General features: G+C 38.9%; 14 protein-coding genes. 8 read left to right on the plus strand and 6 right to left on the minus strand.

Going from position 1 to position 18,053, the window contains the following annotated elements; all coding sequences use genetic code 11:
• Positions 1 to 633 (plus strand): TonB-dependent receptor plug domain-containing protein, encoded by a 633-nt coding sequence (locus AC1DNH_RS16785; RefSeq protein ID WP_477584962.1) that lies wholly within the window; start codon positions 1 to 3, stop codon positions 631 to 633.
• 25 nt (positions 634 to 658) lie between these two features.
• On the plus strand, positions 659 to 1,057 hold the full coding sequence (locus tag AC1DNH_RS16790) for an energy transducer TonB (protein WP_477584961.1): 399 nt from the start codon (positions 659 to 661) through the stop codon (positions 1,055 to 1,057).
• A 489-nt stretch (positions 1,058 to 1,546) separates the two neighbouring features.
• On the opposite strand, the gene AC1DNH_RS16795 is transcribed toward AC1DNH_RS16790, so the two are convergent.
• From AC1DNH_RS16795 to AC1DNH_RS16805, 3 genes are all read right to left on the minus strand, one after another.
• Entirely contained in the window at positions 1,547 to 2,317 is a 771-nt protein-coding gene (locus AC1DNH_RS16795; protein WP_477582466.1) for a succinate dehydrogenase/fumarate reductase iron-sulfur subunit, read from the minus strand.
• A gap of 81 nt (positions 2,318 to 2,398) precedes the next feature.
• A complete protein-coding gene (locus AC1DNH_RS16800) occupies positions 2,399 to 4,378 on the minus strand; it encodes a fumarate reductase/succinate dehydrogenase flavoprotein subunit (RefSeq protein ID WP_057931499.1) in 1,980 nt (659 codons plus the stop codon).
• Positions 4,379 to 4,395: 17 nt separating this feature from the next.
• Positions 4,396 to 5,076: a succinate dehydrogenase cytochrome b subunit gene (locus tag AC1DNH_RS16805; RefSeq protein ID WP_215129647.1), complete on the minus strand. Its 681-nt coding sequence runs from the start codon at positions 5,074 to 5,076 to the stop codon at positions 4,396 to 4,398.
• 337 nt (positions 5,077 to 5,413) lie between these two features.
• On the opposite strand from AC1DNH_RS16805, the gene AC1DNH_RS16810 reads away from it, so the two are divergent.
• Entirely contained in the window at positions 5,414 to 6,535 is a 1,122-nt protein-coding gene (locus AC1DNH_RS16810; RefSeq protein WP_477582464.1) for a TlpA family protein disulfide reductase, read from the plus strand.
• 89 nt (positions 6,536 to 6,624) lie between these two features.
• Here the strand turns inward: AC1DNH_RS16810 and AC1DNH_RS16815 are convergent, their stop codons facing one another.
• Both AC1DNH_RS16815 and AC1DNH_RS16820 read right to left on the minus strand, forming a co-directional pair.
• A complete protein-coding gene (locus tag AC1DNH_RS16815) occupies positions 6,625 to 6,816 on the minus strand; it encodes a cold-shock protein (protein ID WP_010599638.1) in 192 nt (63 codons plus the stop codon).
• Positions 6,817 to 7,105: 289 nt separating this feature from the next.
• A complete protein-coding gene (locus AC1DNH_RS16820; protein ID WP_477582462.1) occupies positions 7,106 to 7,609 on the minus strand; it encodes a hypothetical protein in 504 nt (167 codons plus the stop codon).
• Positions 7,610 to 8,433: 824 nt separating this feature from the next.
• Between AC1DNH_RS16820 and AC1DNH_RS16825 the strand changes: the two genes are divergently transcribed.
• Positions 8,434 to 8,778 carry a four-helix bundle copper-binding protein gene (locus AC1DNH_RS16825; RefSeq protein ID WP_083505280.1) on the plus strand — a complete coding sequence of 115 codons (345 nt, stop codon included), beginning with the start codon at positions 8,434 to 8,436 and terminating at the stop codon, positions 8,776 to 8,778.
• Positions 8,779 to 8,836: 58 nt separating this feature from the next.
• On the opposite strand, the gene AC1DNH_RS16830 is transcribed toward AC1DNH_RS16825, so the two are convergent.
• The gene (locus AC1DNH_RS16830; RefSeq protein WP_477582330.1) at positions 8,837 to 10,390 is read right to left on the minus strand and encodes a trypsin-like peptidase domain-containing protein; all 1,554 of its coding nucleotides are present in this window, start codon (positions 10,388 to 10,390) and stop codon (positions 8,837 to 8,839) included.
• Positions 10,391 to 10,877: 487 nt separating this feature from the next.
• On the opposite strand from AC1DNH_RS16830, the gene dapF reads away from it, so the two are divergent.
• The 4 genes from dapF (at position 10,878) to AC1DNH_RS16850 (ending at position 17,883) form a co-directional block, all read left to right on the plus strand.
• Positions 10,878 to 11,660 carry a diaminopimelate epimerase gene (gene dapF / locus AC1DNH_RS16835; RefSeq protein WP_477611278.1) on the plus strand — a complete coding sequence of 261 codons (783 nt, stop codon included), beginning with the start codon at positions 10,878 to 10,880 and terminating at the stop codon, positions 11,658 to 11,660.
• A 417-nt stretch (positions 11,661 to 12,077) separates the two neighbouring features.
• Positions 12,078 to 13,247 carry an efflux RND transporter periplasmic adaptor subunit gene (locus tag AC1DNH_RS16840; protein WP_477582326.1) on the plus strand — a complete coding sequence of 390 codons (1,170 nt, stop codon included), beginning with the start codon at positions 12,078 to 12,080 and terminating at the stop codon, positions 13,245 to 13,247.
• 48 nt (positions 13,248 to 13,295) lie between these two features.
• A complete protein-coding gene (locus AC1DNH_RS16845; protein WP_477582324.1) occupies positions 13,296 to 16,472 on the plus strand; it encodes an efflux RND transporter permease subunit in 3,177 nt (1,058 codons plus the stop codon).
• A 10-nt stretch (positions 16,473 to 16,482) separates the two neighbouring features.
• On the plus strand, positions 16,483 to 17,883 hold the full coding sequence (locus AC1DNH_RS16850) for an efflux transporter outer membrane subunit (RefSeq protein ID WP_477582322.1): 1,401 nt from the start codon (positions 16,483 to 16,485) through the stop codon (positions 17,881 to 17,883).
• The last annotated feature ends 170 nt before the right edge of the window (positions 17,884 to 18,053 follow it).

The following is an 18,053-nucleotide window of genomic DNA, read 5'->3' on the forward strand; positions in this document are numbered from 1 at the left end:
ATGAAAAATATAATCGCCTTTACCATAATGATGGGTTTTAGTTTAGTTGGTTTTGCTCAAAAGGCAGACAGCACAAAAACAACCAAAATTATACTTAGAGGCATACCCGCCTCTGGCACTGAACCCCTAATTGTAATAGATGGCAATAAACAGTATATAAGGGGCACATCATCACTTACTGAGGTTGATCCTAATAACATTGAGTCTGTAAGCATCTTAAAAGATAGTTTAGCAAGGGCTAATTATGGGGCTGATGGTTTTGCAGGTGTAATAGAAGTTAAAACCAAAAGTAATGCAGTAGGCAGTTACACACTTAAAAACAAAGCAATAAAACCTATAGACCTTACTTTGAATGGAAAAGTATCGGGCTTTAGTGTGCGCCCATTACCTAATGGCGAAGTGCCTGTCAGAAAGCGATACCTACTAAACCGAGATTTTGACCCCAAAGCAAAGCCGCTTTATGTCGTTGATGGGAAAGAAGTTTCAGAAATAAAAAACCTGGATCAACAATCTATTGAATCAATAGAAGTGCTTAAAGATTCGTCTGCAATAACTTTACATGGCGATAAGGGCAAAAATGGAGTCGTGATTATTACCACTAAAAAATCAAAAGCAACGCCCAAGAAAAACTAAATAATCAACATTTAATAAAAAAACAATGAGAAAGCTAATCTTTTTAGCCCTAACGGGCATCGCCATGTTCTTTAATTCTGCTAAAGCGCAGGATAATCAGGACAAAGTTTATGATTTTACTTCATTGGAAAAGGCTCCAGAATACCCAGGCGGCATTTCGAGGTTTTATGAGTACTTAGGCCGTGAAATTAAGTACCCCGCAGTAGCCAAGAAAGATAAAACCCAGGGCAAGGTATTTGCTTCTTTTGTGGTGGAAAAAAATGGAACTTTAACCGATGTTCAAATTACAAGAAGCTTAACCAAAGAAACCGATGAGGAGGCTTTAAGGGTATTGAACAAATCGCCAAGATGGAACCCAGGTTTAATTGATGGCAGGCCAGTGCGTGTTAAATACAATATCAACGTTAACTTTAAAATGAACTAAACTCAATATTATCAATCCGCTTAAAAACACAAAACCCCAGCAAAATTGCCGGGGTTTTATGTTTTCTCTCCTGTCTCGGAAGACTAAATTTAGAAAAATTTTAATGTATATGCAAATATTACAGAATAAAATTTCTAAATACGCAAAATTTTAATATGCAAACATAAGATTATTGCGACTTTCGCAAACTTTTATTTCGAGCCCACTTTGTTGTGCAAGGTTTCGGTTTTAAATTATAAAGTTTCATATGTTTTCATAACAGCGGGCAAATATTAAATATGTATCTGTTTTAGTCGTTAGCATGCTAACAAATCATTAAAATTTATTCATTATTTATTCTTGGTCTATTAACCAGTATTAGTCTGATAATGTGTCTTAAACAGCTATTTAATGATTAGTTTGTAGTTTCCTTTAAAACTAAAAAGCCTCCACGTTGTGGAGGCTCAAGAACCCAGTGGTTAAGCTGGGTGCACAGTATATCTTAAACTTTTAAATGGTTTCTTCTGAAATAAATTTTGCAGATGCAAAATCGCGGTTCATACGAGCGATGTTTTCTAAAGAGATTCCTTTAGGGCATTCGGCTTCGCAAGCACCAGTATTGGTACAGTTACCAAAACCTTCAGCATCCATTTGCGCAACCATGCTCTGCACCCTGCGATAACGCTCTGGCTGACCTTGTGGTAACAGTGCCAACTGAGAGATTTTAGCTGATACGAATAACATTGCTGAAGCATTTTTACAGGTTGCCACACAAGCACCGCAACCAATACAAGCTGCGGCTTCGAAAGCAGCATCTGCCTGCATTTTAGGGATTGGCAGGTTGTTCGCATCTTGCGCATTACCTGTGTTTACCGAAATAAAGCCACCTGCAGCAATAACTCTATCGAAAGCAGAACGATCTACGGTTAAATCTTTTACTACCGGAAAAGCTGCTGCTCTCCAAGGCTCAACAACAATGGTATCGCCATCTTTGAAAGAACGCATGTGCAACTGGCAGGTAGTAACCAAGTCTTTAGGTCCGTGCGGACGGCCGTTGATAAACATCGAGCACATTCCGCAGATCCCTTCGCGGCAATCGTGATCGAATACCACTGGCTCTTCGCCTTTATTAATTAATTGTTCGTTTAATACATCGAACATCTCTAAGAAAGACATATCCGGTGAAATATCGGCCAATTTATAATCTACCAAAGCACCTTTGGCATTGTTATTTTTTTGACGCCAAACTTTTAGCGTTAAGTTCATATTTCCTGTACTCATTGTATCTCAGATTTGAGATTTGAGACATTAGATGTGAGAGCCAAGATTTTCATCTCATGTCTCACATCTCACATCTCTTATCTATTTATAACTTCTTTGTGCTACTTTAATATTTTCAAACTTCAGCTCTTCTTTATGAAGTTCGAAGTTTACACCTTCTTTAAATTCCCAAGCGGCTACGTAAGCATAATTCTCATCATCACGTAGTGCTTCACCTTCTTCTGTCTGATACTCTTCACGGAAGTGACCGCCACAACTTTCGTTACGGTTTAACGCATCAATACACATCAACTCGCCTAACTCGATAAAATCAGCAACGCGGCCAGCTTTTTCCAATTCGGTGTTTAATTCATCAGCTGTTCCAGGTACACGAACATCGCTCCAGAATTCAGCACGTAAAGCTCTGATTTCCTGAATTGCTTCATTTAAACCTTTTTCGTTACGGGCCATACCACATTTCTCCCACATGATGTGGCCTAAACGTTTGTGGAAATGATCTACCGACTTAGTTCCTTTAATATTGATCAGTGTATTTAAAATACCAACTGCTCTTTCTTCAGCCTCTACAAAGGCAGGGTGATCAGTAGGAATTGCTTTTACCGAAATCTCTTTTGATAAGTAAGCACCAATGGTGTAAGGAAGAACGAAATAACCATCAGCTAAACCTTGCATCAAAGCAGATGCACCTAAACGGTTGGCCCCGTGATCTGAGAAGTTAGCCTCGCCAGTACAGTATAAACCAGGTACCGATGTCATTAAGTTATAATCAACCCATAAACCACCCATGGTATAGTGAACCGCAGGATAAATACGCATTGGTGTTTCGTAAGGATTTTCACCGGTAATCTGCGCGTACATATCGAACAGGTTACCATATTTTTCCTTAATTACTGCAGTACCTAAGCGCATACAGGTTTCTTTATCAGGATTGTGGTTACCGGCTTTAGAAGCTTCGATTTTTCCGTAACGTTCTGTATTGGCTTTAAAATCTAAGTATACTGCTAACTTGGAAGCGCCTACTCCATAACCTGCATCACAACGCTCTTTCGCAGCACGGGAGGCCACATCACGAGGAACTAAGTTACCAAAAGCAGGGTAACGGCGCTCTAAATAATAATCTCTTTCATCTTCAGGAATTTCTGAAGCTTTACGGTTATCATCTTTCTTTTTAGGAACCCAGATACGTCCATCGTTACGCAACGACTCAGACATTAGGGTTAATTTAGACTGGTGATCGCCAGAAACCGGGATACAAGTTGGGTGGATCTGCGTGTAGCATGGGTTTGCAAAATAAGCACCTTGTTTGTGTGCTTTCCATGCTGCAGTAACATTACTTCCCATCGCGTTGGTAGAAAGATAGAATACGTTGCCGTAACCACCTGTTCCCAATACCACTGCATGACCGAAATGACGCTCTATTTCTCCTGTAATTAAGTTACGTGCAATAATACCACGTGCTTTGCCATCGATTTTAACAACCTCAAGCATTTCGTGGCGGGTATACATTTCTACTTTACCCATACCAATCTGGCGTTCTAAAGCAGAATATGCGCCTAATAATAACTGTTGACCAGTTTGACCAGCTGCATAAAAAGTACGTTGTACCTGTGTACCACCGAATGAGCGGTTATCTAACAAACCACCATACTCACGTGCCAAAGGCACACCCTGAGCCACACACTGATCTATAATGTTGGCACTTACTTCGGCCAAACGATGCACATTGGCTTCGCGGGCACGATAATCGCCACCTTTAATCGTATCGTAAAAAAGGCGATAAACGCTATCACCATCATTCTGATAGTTTTTTGCTGCATTGATACCACCCTGAGCAGCAATTGAGTGTGCTCTACGTGGTGAATCCTGGAAGCAGAAACATTTTACTTTGTAACCCATTTCGGCCAAAGTAGCCGCTGCCGAAGCACCCGCTAAACCCGAACCTACTATGATTACTTCAATAGTTCTTTTGTTCGATGGGTTAACCAAAGGCACAGAAGACTTATATTTTGTCCATTTGCTGGTTAATTCGCCTTCTGGAATATTTGAATTAATATCTGACATATCTTTTGTGCTAAAAATTATTGAATAAGACCGAAATAAACTGCAATCGGCATGGCTGCGAAAAGGATCGAAATAATAACCGAATACCAAACGCCAGCTCCTTTAATTATACCGTTATATTTTGAGTGGTTCCATCCTAATGTTTGGAATGCGGAAGCAAAACCATGCAATAAGTGGTAGCATAAAGAAAACATAGCAAGAATATATACGACAACCCTTACCGGATCCTGAAATTTCTCTTTCATTACCGCATAAAGATCTTCATGTCCGTTGGCATCAACCGTTGGGATTCCTGTAAAACGGGAAACTACCCAAAAATCTTTCAGGTGAACCACCAGGAAAATCAGTAAAAGTGTACCCAATAAGCCCATAGAACGGCTGTACCATTTACTGTTTGCCTTACCATCGTTTACGGCATATTTAACTGGGCGTGCTTTTTGATTTTCCAACGTTAAACGCAACGCCTGAAAAATGTGCGCAAGCAAACCAATAAACAACACAATCTCGCCAGCCCGGATAATCCAGTTAGTGGCCATAAAATGTGCGCCTACGTTAAATGTTAAACCACCGTCGCTAATAAAAATTAAAGCATTAATACCGCAGTGTACAATTAAAAAAAGTATCAGGAACAAACCTGTAATACCCATGATGAATTTCTTCCCTATTGAAGAAGAAAATGCATTTCCGAAACCACTCATTTGATTAGGATTTATATCTAAATTTCTTGCAAAAGTATCTAATTATGAGTTTAATTTATAAACGAATATGACAAAACAACGATAAAACATTTATTTAGAAACATTCTAAAGCATATTCGGAAATAATTGAAAGAATATGGGAACATTTGTGGTTTCACTTACCAAATATTCGTCATTTCGAGGTACGAAGCAATCTCATTATGAAAGCCATAATAAACCAAAGTATAGGATTGCTTCGTCGTTCCTCCTCGCAATGACGATTTTTTGAGAATTTATTTTAGTTATGCAAACCCATATAACTAAGTTTTTCGTTATATTGCTCTATCAAATTATTAACATGAAAAAACAGCTCTATTTACTTACTTTATTAGCGGGCCTCTTCTCTTCCTGCGATCCAACTCCTGCTACTTTTAATCTCGAAACCAAAAACTTTGGCCCAAATGCCGTAATTACCATTCAAAGCGCTGAAAAGGGCGAAACACTGAAAGTTGAAAACATTACCAATAGCAATCAGACTTTTAAAATCAATATCCCAATAAAAGGCTATGCCACTTTAAGAACTGAAGATGGCAGTCGCACCGGAGAATATTACTTCTACCTTGATAAAGGCAGCTTCAAAGGCGTTCTTGATGGAAAAAATATCAATTCATATCCTTTAAAAAGCGTTCCAACTGAAGAGGGTGAGCAATTTATAAACTATTATAAGTTAAAAGACGGCATGAGTAAAAACCTACTTGATAGTTTGGACATTGCTGAATCGGAATTTGACCGAGCCACGCAAAGCAACATTATGGAAAAGGCCAAAAATGCAGACCGTTGGAGAGAGAAAAAAATCTTACTCCAATTGGATATCATAAAGGCCTTTGCTAAAAAGCACCCCGGTTCTGCGCACAGCCTCTTTTTATTGGAACAACTGGGCAGGGCAGATTCGGAGCCCAAAAATTATTTATCGATTTTTAACAGTTTAGATAAGGAAATCCAGGAAAGCAAAAAGGGTAAAAGTCTGTTAGAAGAGATTAAACAAGCTAACCAGATGATGGCGGGAAGTAAAATGCCTAATATTGAAGGAGAAAATCCAGATGGAAAAAAATTCGATCTAAGTATACTTAAAAAGGTAAACCTGGTTATATGCTGGACTTCTTACAGTGGGAAAAGCAGAAAAAACAACCAGGTATTGGTTGAACTCTACGAGAAGTATAAAAATAAAGATGTAGAATTTATCGGGGTATCGTTCGATAAGAAAAGAGACTGGTGGGTAAATGTGATCAAGGACGACCACCTTACCTGGCCACAATATTCAGATCTTCAGGGAGCGAAATCGCCCAATGCAAAGAACCTGAGCAATTATAATGTTACTTACTTCTTTTTAGTAGATAAAAACGGCACTGTATTAACCAACAATGATCTTTCTTTAGATTTTGTTGACAGTGAAATCAGCAAAAATTTGGCAGGCAGATAAATGTGAGGATCGACAATTCAAAAGTTGATTCCACAAAAAAAGTCCCGATTTGCATCGGGACTTTTTACGATTTATGTGTTTGAGTTTTCTTAAGCTACTTTAACATTTACCGCGTTTAGGCCTTTTCTACCTTCTTCTACATCGTAGTTTACGGTATCATTCTCGCGAATGTTATCGATTAAGCCTGAAGCATGAACAAAAATTTCGGCATCGCCATTAGATGGAGTGATAAATCCGAAACCTTTAGTTTCATTAAAAAATTTTACTGTTCCTTGTTGCATTGTATTGTATTTTAATTTGTTTCAAAGATAGAGTTAAATCCCTATAAATCAATTTTTTATTTTTTTATTATATAAATAACGCTAAATATATTGATAGTTTGCCCTTTAAGCCCGATTTAGCGGCCAGATTTAGTCTATCATTGCTCGATGTATTGCCCGGTTTTATCAATAAAGCACGTTCAAAACAGGCCTTTGCCTCCGCTTTTCTACCTGAAAAAAGCAAATACTACGCTAACATATAATTGCCGTCGTAATCAATACGGACTATCTGGAAAGAAATCAGGTTAAATTAACTATAAACCAGGTTTTCGTGCTGCTCATAATTTACCTTCAGATTTTCGGTAATTTTCACCACTAATGTTTCGTTTTCTTTACCATTATAACTTAAGATTAACAGATCACCAATGATTTCGTGTAAAATTAATTTCGGGCTGGTATAGGTGATCGATACCACATGCGCTGCTTTATTTAACAGATCTGAAGCATAAATATGTAATTCGGCCCAATCGAAAAGGATCGGGTGATCTTCTAAATCGCTTAAAACAGGCATTTTATTTGCTAAGGCCGCAATGCTGTTCATTACGGAGTACTGAAGCTTTTGGTGTAATGTATTTGCCTTTTCGCTGGCTTGCTGCATCTGAGAAAAGGTATGTGCGTGCTCATCTAAGTTGTATATTTTTGATCTTTTTTGAAATTCTTTGTAAGTATCGTGAAATATCCGTCTTTCAAAATCTGTTCTGCACATGAAATTGAAATATTGTTTTACGCTGAGGTTAATGCTAGCTAAAGCCATAATATTCGGTTTTTGTTGCTGATTCAAATATGGAACAATAAAAAAAATTAATTTATAGCGTATCGGTAAACGCTGATTATCAATCGGTAAATAGCGAAACTAAATCTTGATTATGAAAAACGGATGAATATTGGTTTGAGTACAGGGATTTGGCTGAACAGCCCGTTATTTAAGATATTTTAACATTTCGAGATTTCCTGAAGGGGGCAACTCGAGCGTAGTTGAAGGATAGTCTTTTTATTAGAAAATGTAACGGTAGTAGTTCTTGGCGGTTTGCAGTCCCGCCATTCGCTTTAGTCCCGATGAAACCTGTGAACAAGCAAGCACACCATAAAAAGAAGAAAACAGTTCTTAAATCGGGAGCTGCCGCTATTGTCGGGTTTAAGAACAAGGGGTTGTACACCCTGCAACCCCAAAAATGAAATGCTGTTGTGGCCAGCTAGCCCCGGTTGAAGCGATACCCTGCAGCAACGAGGTACGAGGCAGCAAAGCGTATAAGCGTAAAACGGGAACGCACTTATTGCTATGTACAAGCATTGCGCTTCAAACATGAAAATATTAAATTGGGTTTTTAAATGCGAAAATAATGATCTTCGACTACGCTCTCCACAGGAGTCCTTTGGACAGACTGACAACCATGGCGCTTAACTTAATGACCTGTGCCTCCTCTGTGGCTAAAAATACAACCTAATAGATTATAGGGCATACACTATTGAATTAGCTGCGCACAAAGCAACCAGTCGCCAATTTCATTTTTTTTAAAACAGTTTAATTTCCAACAGGTTATTAATATACAAAATAGGTATAACCAAAACTTTTACGATATGGAAACGAGAAACAACCATGGTTTAATCCAGGCTTTACTAGATTGCGCGCTAGCTTGCGAGCATTGTGCATCGTCCTGCTTAAAAGAAGAAGACATCAACATGATGATTGACTGTATTAAACTAGATCGGGATTGCGCAGATATCTGTACCCAGGCAGCCCGGTTATTGCAAAGAGATTCAATTATCGGGCATCAATATTTATTGCTCTGTGAAGAAATATGCAGGCTTTGTGCAGCCGAATGTAGCAAACACGATCATGAACATTGTAGACAATGCGCTGTTGCCTGCGAGGAATGTGCAGATGCCTGCCATGCCAATCACGAACCGATCCATCAGGATTAAAAAAAAGCGTCCCGATTTAAATCGGGACGCTTTTAAAAACTATTTTTTATCAGATCAATTACTGCGCTGGGAAGCTATAGTTATAAGAACCTTGCTCGCCAACACCAGAAATACTCACCATGTTGTTTCTGCCTAAAGGCAATGCTTTTTGGACATCGGCTACAGAATTTACAGGTTGGCCATTCACTTTAGTAATGATTAGCCCCTTTTCAACACCAATATTATCAAATGCTTTTCCTGTGGTTACAGACGTTACTACAACACCACTATTTATGCCATATTTCGATTTCTGGGCTTGAGTAGCAGGAGCAAAAGTTGCACCTAATTTCGAAACCTCAGCGCCTTTGCTTGTTGTATTTTTGGCTGTAAGGCCAACGCTGGCTTCTCCTTTTAAAGTTACGGTGTAATCCTTCAGTGCACCATCGCGTAACACCGTTAATTTAACTTTATCGCCTGGATTTAAACGACCAACTCTTTCCTGAAGATCAGGAGAATCGTTGATCACTACGCCATCAACTTTTTTGATTACATCACCTGATTTAATGCCTGCTGCTGCAGCACCGCCACCGGCAACTACATCATTCACATATAAACCGCTTATTTCGTTGGTTTTAATGCCTTCAGGTTTATCTTCTCCGCTTAATGGTACAAAGTTAACGCCAATATAACCACGTTTAACCGAGCCATATTTCATAAAATCATCAACAATTTTACGGGCAAGATTAACTGGAATTGCAAATCCATAACCTTGATTGTACCCGCTTTGCGATGCAATTGCCGAGTTAATACCTACCAATTCGCCATTTGCGTTTACAAGCGCACCACCGCTGTTGCCTGGGTTAATGGCTGCATCGGTTTGGATAAATGATTCGATACTGGTATTTGCCGGACGATCTGGTTTTTTACCCGTACGTTGGTATTCGCGATATTCCTCTTCAGTAATTTCGTTGCCTTGTTGCTCGCGACCAATAATACCAATACTACGGTTTTTTGCACTCACAATACCAGCTGTTACCGTAGTATTTAAATCTAACGGGAAACCAACCGCTAAAACCCATTCTCCAACCTGTACATTATCTGAGTTACCCATTTTTACAACAGGTAAGCCCGTTGCATTTACTTTAATCAAAGCTAAATCAGTATTCGGATCGCGGCCAATTACTTTTGCCTCAACTTTACGTCTGTCTGTTAAAACCACCTCTACCTTCTCTGCATTTTCTACCACGTGGTTATTGGTTACGATATAACCATCCTGACTGATAATTACACCAGAACCCGATGCTGCTCTAGGCTGACGTTGCATTTGACGACCACCGCCGCCACCGAAGAAATCTTCCATCATATCAAATGGGGACGAACTTTTACTGCCACCATTTTGTGCCGCATATGTTGTTTTAATATGGACCACACCTGGCGCAACTGCTGCTGCTGCCTGCGTAAAATCGGTTGCTCCTGCAGATGTCACTTTAAGTGGATTATTTGCGAAGTATAAATTCTGTTTTTCAGTAATGGTACTGCCAGTTTGGTTACGCTCAAATAGTTTGTAACCTCCAATTGCTGCTGCCCCACCTATAAAAGCAGCCAACACGGTAATTCCTAATATTTTTTTCATGTGTTTGTATATTGTTTTTTAATGGTCATGAAGCTATTAAAAGCTTAGCATTGCTTTAAAAACCGTTAGCTTTTAATGGTTTCATGTGTTTGTATATTGTTTTTTAATGGTCATGAAGCTATTAAAAGCTTAGCATTGCTTTAAAAACCGTTAGCTTTTAATGGTTTCATGCGTTTGTATATTGTATTTTTTAAAGCCATGATTTATTATAAGCTGATTTGCTAGCTAATTGTTTGGTTAGCTTATAATATTCATTTGTTAAATGTTATTATTTGCGAGAGCATTTTCACTTTGATTTAAGCAGAATGCTCAGGCAGTTTTTATCTGCTCAAATTTTCTTTCGTAAGTATATTCAAATTTAATACCATATAAACGATATTTGTATCCTCAAAGCACTTAGTTTTGTGTTAAAAAATGTTAAATTAAAAAACACAAACCACTAATTACCTTTTGCAACTCAAATATTGCATTAAAAAATGAAGCTTTCATGAAAATTAATTTCTTTAAATACCAGGGCGCAGGCAACGATTTTATTTTAATAGACCACACCATGAGTCCGTTAAAAAATATTGACAATCAATTAGTTGAACAACTATGCCATAGAAGATTTGGCATTGGTGCCGATGGATTAATGTTTATTACCAAACATGAGGATTATGATTTTGAGATGCATTACTTTAACGCTGATGGTAAGCTGGGCAGCATGTGTGGAAACGGTGGCAGATGCATTGTTGCCTTTGCCAAACAACTCGGAATCATCGATCGCGAAACAAACTTTTTGGCAGTAGATGGCCCACATTATGCCAGAATTTCAGAAAATGGCGAATGGGTTGATTTACAAATGATTGATGTAGATACCATTACCAAAGATGGCGAGGCATATGTATTGAATACTGGTTCGCCGCATTATGTTGCTATACAAAGCGGTTTAAAAGACTTTGATGTTTTTACTGAAGGGAAAAACATTCGCTACAATGGAACTTATGCAGAAAAAGGTATAAATGTAAACTTTGTAGAAGATAAAGGCGATCATTTATTTGTACGTACCTACGAGCGTGGTGTAGAAGATGAAACTTATGCCTGTGGTACTGGGGTAACAGCCGTAGCCATGGCCATGGCGAAACACAAAGACCAAACCGGTCATATTAAAACGGCCATTAAAGTTTTGGGTGGTGATATTAAAATAGAATTCGATTACGATGGTAAGGAATTTACCAATGTGTTTTTATGCGGCCCGGCCAAATTGGTTTTTGAGGGAGAAGTAGAGTAATCTTCTTTTTTAACCTCGTAGGTTTTAAAAACCTGCGAGGTTTGAATCCTATCTGAACACCTCGTGTAAAACAGACACTATCAATGTATTTTATTGCCTAAAATACGCAACATTTATTCTAAAAAACCGTATATTTCCTTTGGATTTAACAGCTTTTAACATCTGTCGCAAGATATTTACACACTGTTTTTTATGCCAAAAAATACGACAACACAATCTTTAACAGTACTTTAAAGGAAATCCGACAGGTTTTCAATCGAAAAATAAATCAATCGATTGATTAAATGACAGAATTCGGACAGATTTATTTTTTTTTAGGCTCTATTTTTGGGCATTTATTGGCGAAAATCGAAGTCCTATATTTTTTGACAACGCCCTTAATTCCGGAAATTTAAATTTAAACACACAGAAATACCCATGAGAAAAGTAACAACTCTCTTTTTTAGCGTGAGCATTGGTATGCTTCTAGCGTCCTGCGGAAATAACGATGCAGCTAAAAAAGCTGCCGCTGCAGCAGCAGCAGGTCCACAAGCTTACCCTGTTTTTACAGTAACCACACAAAATACAACATTAGATTCTGATTATCCAGCAACAATTGAAGGTATTCAAAACATTGATATCCGTCCGAAAGTTGATGGTTTTATCGAAAAAATATTGGTGGATGAAGGTGCTGTAGTTAAGAAAGGTCAATTGCTTTTCACCATTAATGCACCACAGTATGAGCAACAGGTTAGAACAGCAAGAGCAGCTATTAGCAGTGCCGAAGCTGATGTAAATGCTGCCCAGCTAACAGTAAACAAAACCAAACCCCTGGTAGAAAAAGATATTATTAGCAAATACGATCTGGATGCAGCGCAGCTAACGCTTCAGAGCAGGAAAGCTGCACTTGCACAAGCAAAAGCAGAATTGGTAAATGCACAGGTTAATTTAGGTTATACTTCGATTACCAGCCCTGTTGATGGCGTAGTTGGTAGTATCCCTTTCAGAAATGGAAGTTTAGTGAGCAGCAGCAGCACACAGCCGTTAACTACTGTATCCAATACTTCTAAGGTTTACGCCTATTTCTCATTAAACGAGAAACAGCTTTTAGATTTTTCTAATACCTATAAAGGCAATACGCTTGCACAGCAAATGAAAAACATTCCTGCGGTGAGCTTGGTTCTTGCCGATGGTTCAATTTATGCACAAAATGGCAAGATTGAATCCATCAACGGACAGATTAACACCAGCACTGGTTCGGCTAGTTTAAGGGCAACCTTCCCTAATCCGGTTTTCTTATTAAAAAATGGTGCTAGTGCATCGGTTAGAATTCCTCAACATGTTGAAAATGCAATTTTAGTCCCTCAAAAATCAACGATCGATTTACAGGGTAAGAAATTCGTTTACATTTTAGGCGATTCGGCTAAGGTGATCAATACCCAAATTGAAGTGATGGAATTGGCCAAAGGTAATTTCTACGTGGTTACCAAAGGACTTAAAGCTGGCGATAAAGTTATTTTAGAAGGCTTTCAATCGTTAAAAGACGGGACTAAAATTAAACCTGAGGTAAAAAACACCGATTCAGTTTATGCTGAAATAAAAAAATAACAATATAGTCAGTGCAATCACACTACATCAGTGTAATCCATATTAATTATGTTTAAGAAATTTATAGACAGGCCCGTTTTATCAACAGTTATATCCATTATAATTGTAATATTAGGTGTATTAGGCCTTGTAACTTTACCCATCTCTCAATACCCCGAAATTGCACCTCCAACCGTTCAGGTATCGGCTTCGTATCAGGGAGCAAATGCCGATGTGGTAATGAGTAGTGTTGTTGTTCCGCTGGAAGAGCAGATAAATGGTGTGGAAGACATGACTTACATGACTTCTAGTGCCAGTAATGATGGTACCGCAACCATTACCGTTAACTTTAAATTGGGCACAAATGCCGATTTAGCAGCGGTTAACGTACAGAATCGTGTAGCCAGGGCAACCAGTTTATTACCTGCAGAGGTAACCAGATCGGGTGTAATTACAGCAAAAAGACAGGCGAGTAACTTGCTTATTTTTGCCATTTACAGTGATGATCCATCATACGATCAGAAGTTTTTACAAAATTATGCCAACATTAACATCATCCCTGAAATTAAAAGGATTAGCGGTGTAGGTGATGCAAGTGCATTTGGTACTTTAGATTATACCATGCGTATCTGGCTTAAACCAGAAGTAATGGCTGTTTATGGTCTGGTACCGAATGATGTAAGTGTAGCCTTGGCAGAGCAAAACATTGAAGCTGCACCAGGTCAGTTTGGTGAGCAGGGAAATCAGGCTTTTCAATATACGTTAAAATATAGTGGCCGTTTAAAAACGGAAACTGAGTTTAGCGACATCATTATTAAGGCGGATGCAAACGGACAGATTCTTCGCCTAAAAGATGTGGCCAGGATAGAACTTGGTGCACAAAGTTATGCCAGTTATGTAAAGTTTAACGGCAAACCTGCTTTAGGTATTGCCATTAGTCAAACAGCGGGTTCGAATGCGAAAGAAGTAATCGAAAACTCGATCAAAACTTTAGATAAAGCAGCAACTTCTTTCCCTAAAGGTGTTCATTATGAAACCGTTGTTAACGTAAATAACTTCCTGGATGCCTCAATCGAAAAGGTAATCCACACCTTGATTGAAGCATTTATTTTGGTGTTCTTAGTGGTATTTATTTTCCTACAAGATTTCCGTTCAACTTTGATTCCGGCAATCAGTGTTCCGGTGGCTATTATCGGTACCTTTTTCTTCCTGAGTCTGTTCGGTTTTACCATCAACCTATTAACCTTATTTGCACTGGTACTGGCCATCGGTATTGTGGTGGATGATGCCATTGTAGTGGTGGAGGCCGTGCATGCCAAGCTCGATGCTGGTTACAAAGACCCGAAAAAGGCAACGAAAGATGCGATGGATGACATTAGTGGTGCGATTATTTCGATTACACTGGTAATGGCGGCAGTATTTATCCCGGTAAGTTTTATCCAGGGTTCGTCTGGTGTATTTTATAAACAATTCGGTTTAACACTGGCTATCGCGATTATTTTATCAGCGATCAACGCCTTAACATTAAGTCCGGCACTATGTGCGATGTTCTTAAAACCGCATGCAGAAGATCACGAAAAAAGTAAAAATTTCTTACAACGTTTTTATACTGCTTTCAATACTTCATTTGATGCCGTAACGCAAAAGTATAAACGCTCTGTTGGTTTCTTAGGCAAAAAAAGATGGCTTGCAGGTTTAGGAATTGCTGTTTTCGCAGTGGTGTTAGTGTGGATTATGAATACAACGCCTAAAGGTTTCGTGCCAAACGAAGATTTAGGAACAGTGTTCTCTGATATTTCATTGCCACCTTCTACTTCACAGGAAGAAACCGATAAAATTATTGTAAAAATTAATGATATTGTAAGTAAGGTGCCAGAAGTAGAGGCTACATTTAGGGTTGTTGGCCGAAGTTTGATCAGCGGATCGGGTAGTTCTTATGGGATGGTTATCGCAAGGCTTAAACCATGGGATAAACGTAAGCGTGATGTTAAAGCCATTATTGGTGAATTATTTGCAAAAGCATCCAGCATTAAAGGTGCGAAGGTAATTTTCTTTGCTCCGCCAACCATTCAGGGTTTTGGTACCGGCGGTGGTTTCGAGTTCCAGTTACAGGATAAAACCGGTGGCGATATCAAAAAATTCAACAAAGTGGGTAATGCATTTTTAGCCGCATTGAGTAAACGCCCTGAAATTCAATATGCATCAACCTCGTTCAACCCGAATTTCCCACAATATCAGATCGATGTAAATGTGGCAAAAGTGAAACAAGCTGGCTTAACGGTTAGCGATGTGTTGGGTGTTTTGCAGGGTTATTATGGTGGTGTTTATGCCTCAAACTTTAATAAATTCGGGAAACAGTACAGGGTAATGTACCAGGCAGATGCCAAATACCGTGCTAATCAGCAAAGTTTAACCAGTATTTATGTGCGTAATTCGAGCGGTACAATGGCTCCTATTTCTGAGTTTATCACTTTAGAAAAAGTTTACGGGCCACAGGCTATTTCACGTTTCAATTTGTATACCTCAATTGCAGTTACGGGTAACCCGAATGCGGGATTTAGTTCTGGTGATGCAATTAAGGCCATTCAGGAGGAAGCCGCAATTCACCTTCCAGCAGGTTATGGATATGAGTTCTCTGGTTTATCGCGTGAAGAGGTAAGCAGTGGAAGTCAGACGATTTTTATCTTTCTACTTTGCGTAGTCTTCGTGTATTTCCTGCTTTCAGCACAGTACGAAAGTTATATCTTACCATTGGCGGTATTGTTTTCGCTGCCAATTGGTTTAGCCGGGGTATTCATCTTTGATAAGATATTTGGTGTAGATAATAACATCTATACGCAGATTACCTTGATCATGCTTGTGGGGCTACTGGCAAAGAATGCCATTTTGATTGTAGAGTACGCGGTAGACAGGCGACGAAAGGGAATGAGTATTATTAACTCGGCTATTGATGGTGCAACTGCCCGTTTACGCCCGATCTTGATGACCTCTTTTGCTTTTATTCTGGGTTTATTGCCTTTAATGTTGTCATCAGGTGTTGGTGCAGCAGGTAATACTTCAATTGGTACCGGAGCTGTAGGCGGTATGTTAATCGGTACTATATTCGGCGTGTTTGTAATCCCGGCCTTGTTCATTGTTTTCCAAACCTTACAGGAAAAAATCAGTAGCAATTCTCCTTTTGAGGAAGGCATTGATCGCGAACAAACAGAAGAAGAGTACGAGTTAGCGGTTAACCGTCCACATTAATTTTAAAACCATGAAATTTAGATATAAACATTCCATTTTAATCGGTGTAGCCATCCTCAGCCTAAGCGCTTGTGTAACTAAAAAATACGAGCGCCCACAACTTAAGAACGAAGGTTTATACCGTGATAACAATAATACCGATACAACAACCATTGCTGATGTGCAATGGAAAACGTTGTTTTCAGACACCACTTTACAATCGCTGATCCAACAGGGGATAAATGAAAATTTAGACCTGAAACAGGCCATCGAGCGCATTAAAATTGCCGAAGCAACGCTTATACAAAGCCGAGGCGCATTATTGCCCAGCTTACAGGCCGATGTAAATGTAACCGACAATAAAGCTTCTGCAGCAGCACAGAATTTTCCGGCAGGGATTAACATTAACCTGGAAACCCAAACCTATAAAGCACAGTTGAGCACCAGCTGGGAAGCTGATATTTGGGGGAAATTAAGCAGTGCAAAGCGTGGTGCTTACGCTACTTTATTACAAAGTGATGCAGCAAAACGCGCTGTTCAAACACAGTTAATTGCTACCATTGCTAATAATTATTATGCTTTATTGGCCCTTGATAAACAATTGGCCATTACCGAGCAGACCATTAAGGTTAGAACTCAGGATGTTGAAACCATGAAAGCCTTAAAACAAGGTGCCGTAGTTAATGGCGCGGCTGTTGTACAGAGTGAAGCCAATTTATATGCAGCTCAGGTAACCTTGCCCGATTTAAAAAGAAGCATTAAAGAGGCTGAAAATGCGCTAAGCGTCTTGGTTGCTAAAGCACCAAATGCGATTAACCGCACAACTTTGGATCAACAGACCCCTTATGCTAATTTACAAACCGGCGTTTCTGCACAATTGTTAAAAAACCGTCCGGATGTGATAGCTGCTGAATTTGGTTTCAGATCGGCTTTCGAAAACACAAACGTAGCAAAAGCTTATTTTTATCCTGCTTTAACCATTACCGCAGCGGGTGGATTATCAAGCTTACAATTACAGGATTTCTTCAGCAAATCTATCTTCTATAATTTGGTGGGTGGTTTAACGCAGCCAATTTTTGCAAAAGGCGCAAACAAAGCACGCTTAAAAACAGCCGAAGCGAATCAACAGATTGCTTTTTACAACTTTCAACAAACACTGTTAACCGGTGGACAGGAAGTATCGAATGCTTTGTACGCCTATCAAACAGCTTCAGAAAAAGAAGAAACGAGGGCAAAACAAATTGCTTCATTAACCAAAGCAGTAGATTTTACCAAAGAATTGTTACGTTACAGTTCGGCAACAAACTATACTGACGTTTTAACTTCAGAACAAAGTTTATTAACAGCACAATTAAGTGGCATTAACGATCGATTACAAAAACTACAATCGGTGGTAAACCTATACCGCGCATTAGGCGGTGGCTGGAAATAAACAATAATTAACAAATTTTTAAGGCATTCTGATTTTCAGGATGCCTTTTTTGTTTAGGCCAATCCACAAATAGCATTACAATTTGGTCAATCGCGATAATAAAAACGAGCGTAAGCTAAGTCAAGCGCTCAATTATTTTTCAGAAAAATAATGTACGTTTGTTTCACTAA

This window comes from Pedobacter sp. 01N310, assembly GCF_056399805.1.

What these genes read in the sequence shown, in the direction of transcription:
- AC1DNH_RS16785 (WP_477584962.1), top strand. Translation starts at nt 1, where the DNA reads ATGAAAAATATAATCGCCTTTACCATAATGATGGGTTTTAGTTTAGTT.
- AC1DNH_RS16790 (WP_477584961.1), top strand. Translation starts at nt 659, where the DNA reads ATGAGAAAGCTAATCTTTTTAGCCCTAACGGGCATCGCCATGTTCTTT.
- AC1DNH_RS16795 (WP_477582466.1), bottom strand. Translation starts at nt 2,317, where the DNA reads ATGAGTACAGGAAATATGAACTTAACGCTAAAAGTTTGGCGTCAAAAA.
- AC1DNH_RS16800 (WP_057931499.1), bottom strand. Translation starts at nt 4,378, where the DNA reads ATGTCAGATATTAATTCAAATATTCCAGAAGGCGAATTAACCAGCAAA.
- AC1DNH_RS16805 (WP_215129647.1), bottom strand. Translation starts at nt 5,076, where the DNA reads ATGAGTGGTTTCGGAAATGCATTTTCTTCTTCAATAGGGAAGAAATTC.
- AC1DNH_RS16810 (WP_477582464.1), top strand. Translation starts at nt 5,414, where the DNA reads ATGAAAAAACAGCTCTATTTACTTACTTTATTAGCGGGCCTCTTCTCT.
- AC1DNH_RS16815 (WP_010599638.1), bottom strand. Translation starts at nt 6,816, where the DNA reads ATGCAACAAGGAACAGTAAAATTTTTTAATGAAACTAAAGGTTTCGGA.
- AC1DNH_RS16820 (WP_477582462.1), bottom strand. Translation starts at nt 7,609, where the DNA reads ATGGCTTTAGCTAGCATTAACCTCAGCGTAAAACAATATTTCAATTTC.
- AC1DNH_RS16825 (WP_083505280.1), top strand. Translation starts at nt 8,434, where the DNA reads ATGGAAACGAGAAACAACCATGGTTTAATCCAGGCTTTACTAGATTGC.
- AC1DNH_RS16830 (WP_477582330.1), bottom strand. Translation starts at nt 10,390, where the DNA reads ATGAAAAAAATATTAGGAATTACCGTGTTGGCTGCTTTTATAGGTGGG.
- dapF (WP_477611278.1), top strand. Translation starts at nt 10,878, where the DNA reads ATGAAAATTAATTTCTTTAAATACCAGGGCGCAGGCAACGATTTTATT.
- AC1DNH_RS16840 (WP_477582326.1), top strand. Translation starts at nt 12,078, where the DNA reads ATGAGAAAAGTAACAACTCTCTTTTTTAGCGTGAGCATTGGTATGCTT.
- AC1DNH_RS16845 (WP_477582324.1), top strand. Translation starts at nt 13,296, where the DNA reads ATGTTTAAGAAATTTATAGACAGGCCCGTTTTATCAACAGTTATATCC.
- AC1DNH_RS16850 (WP_477582322.1), top strand. Translation starts at nt 16,483, where the DNA reads ATGAAATTTAGATATAAACATTCCATTTTAATCGGTGTAGCCATCCTC.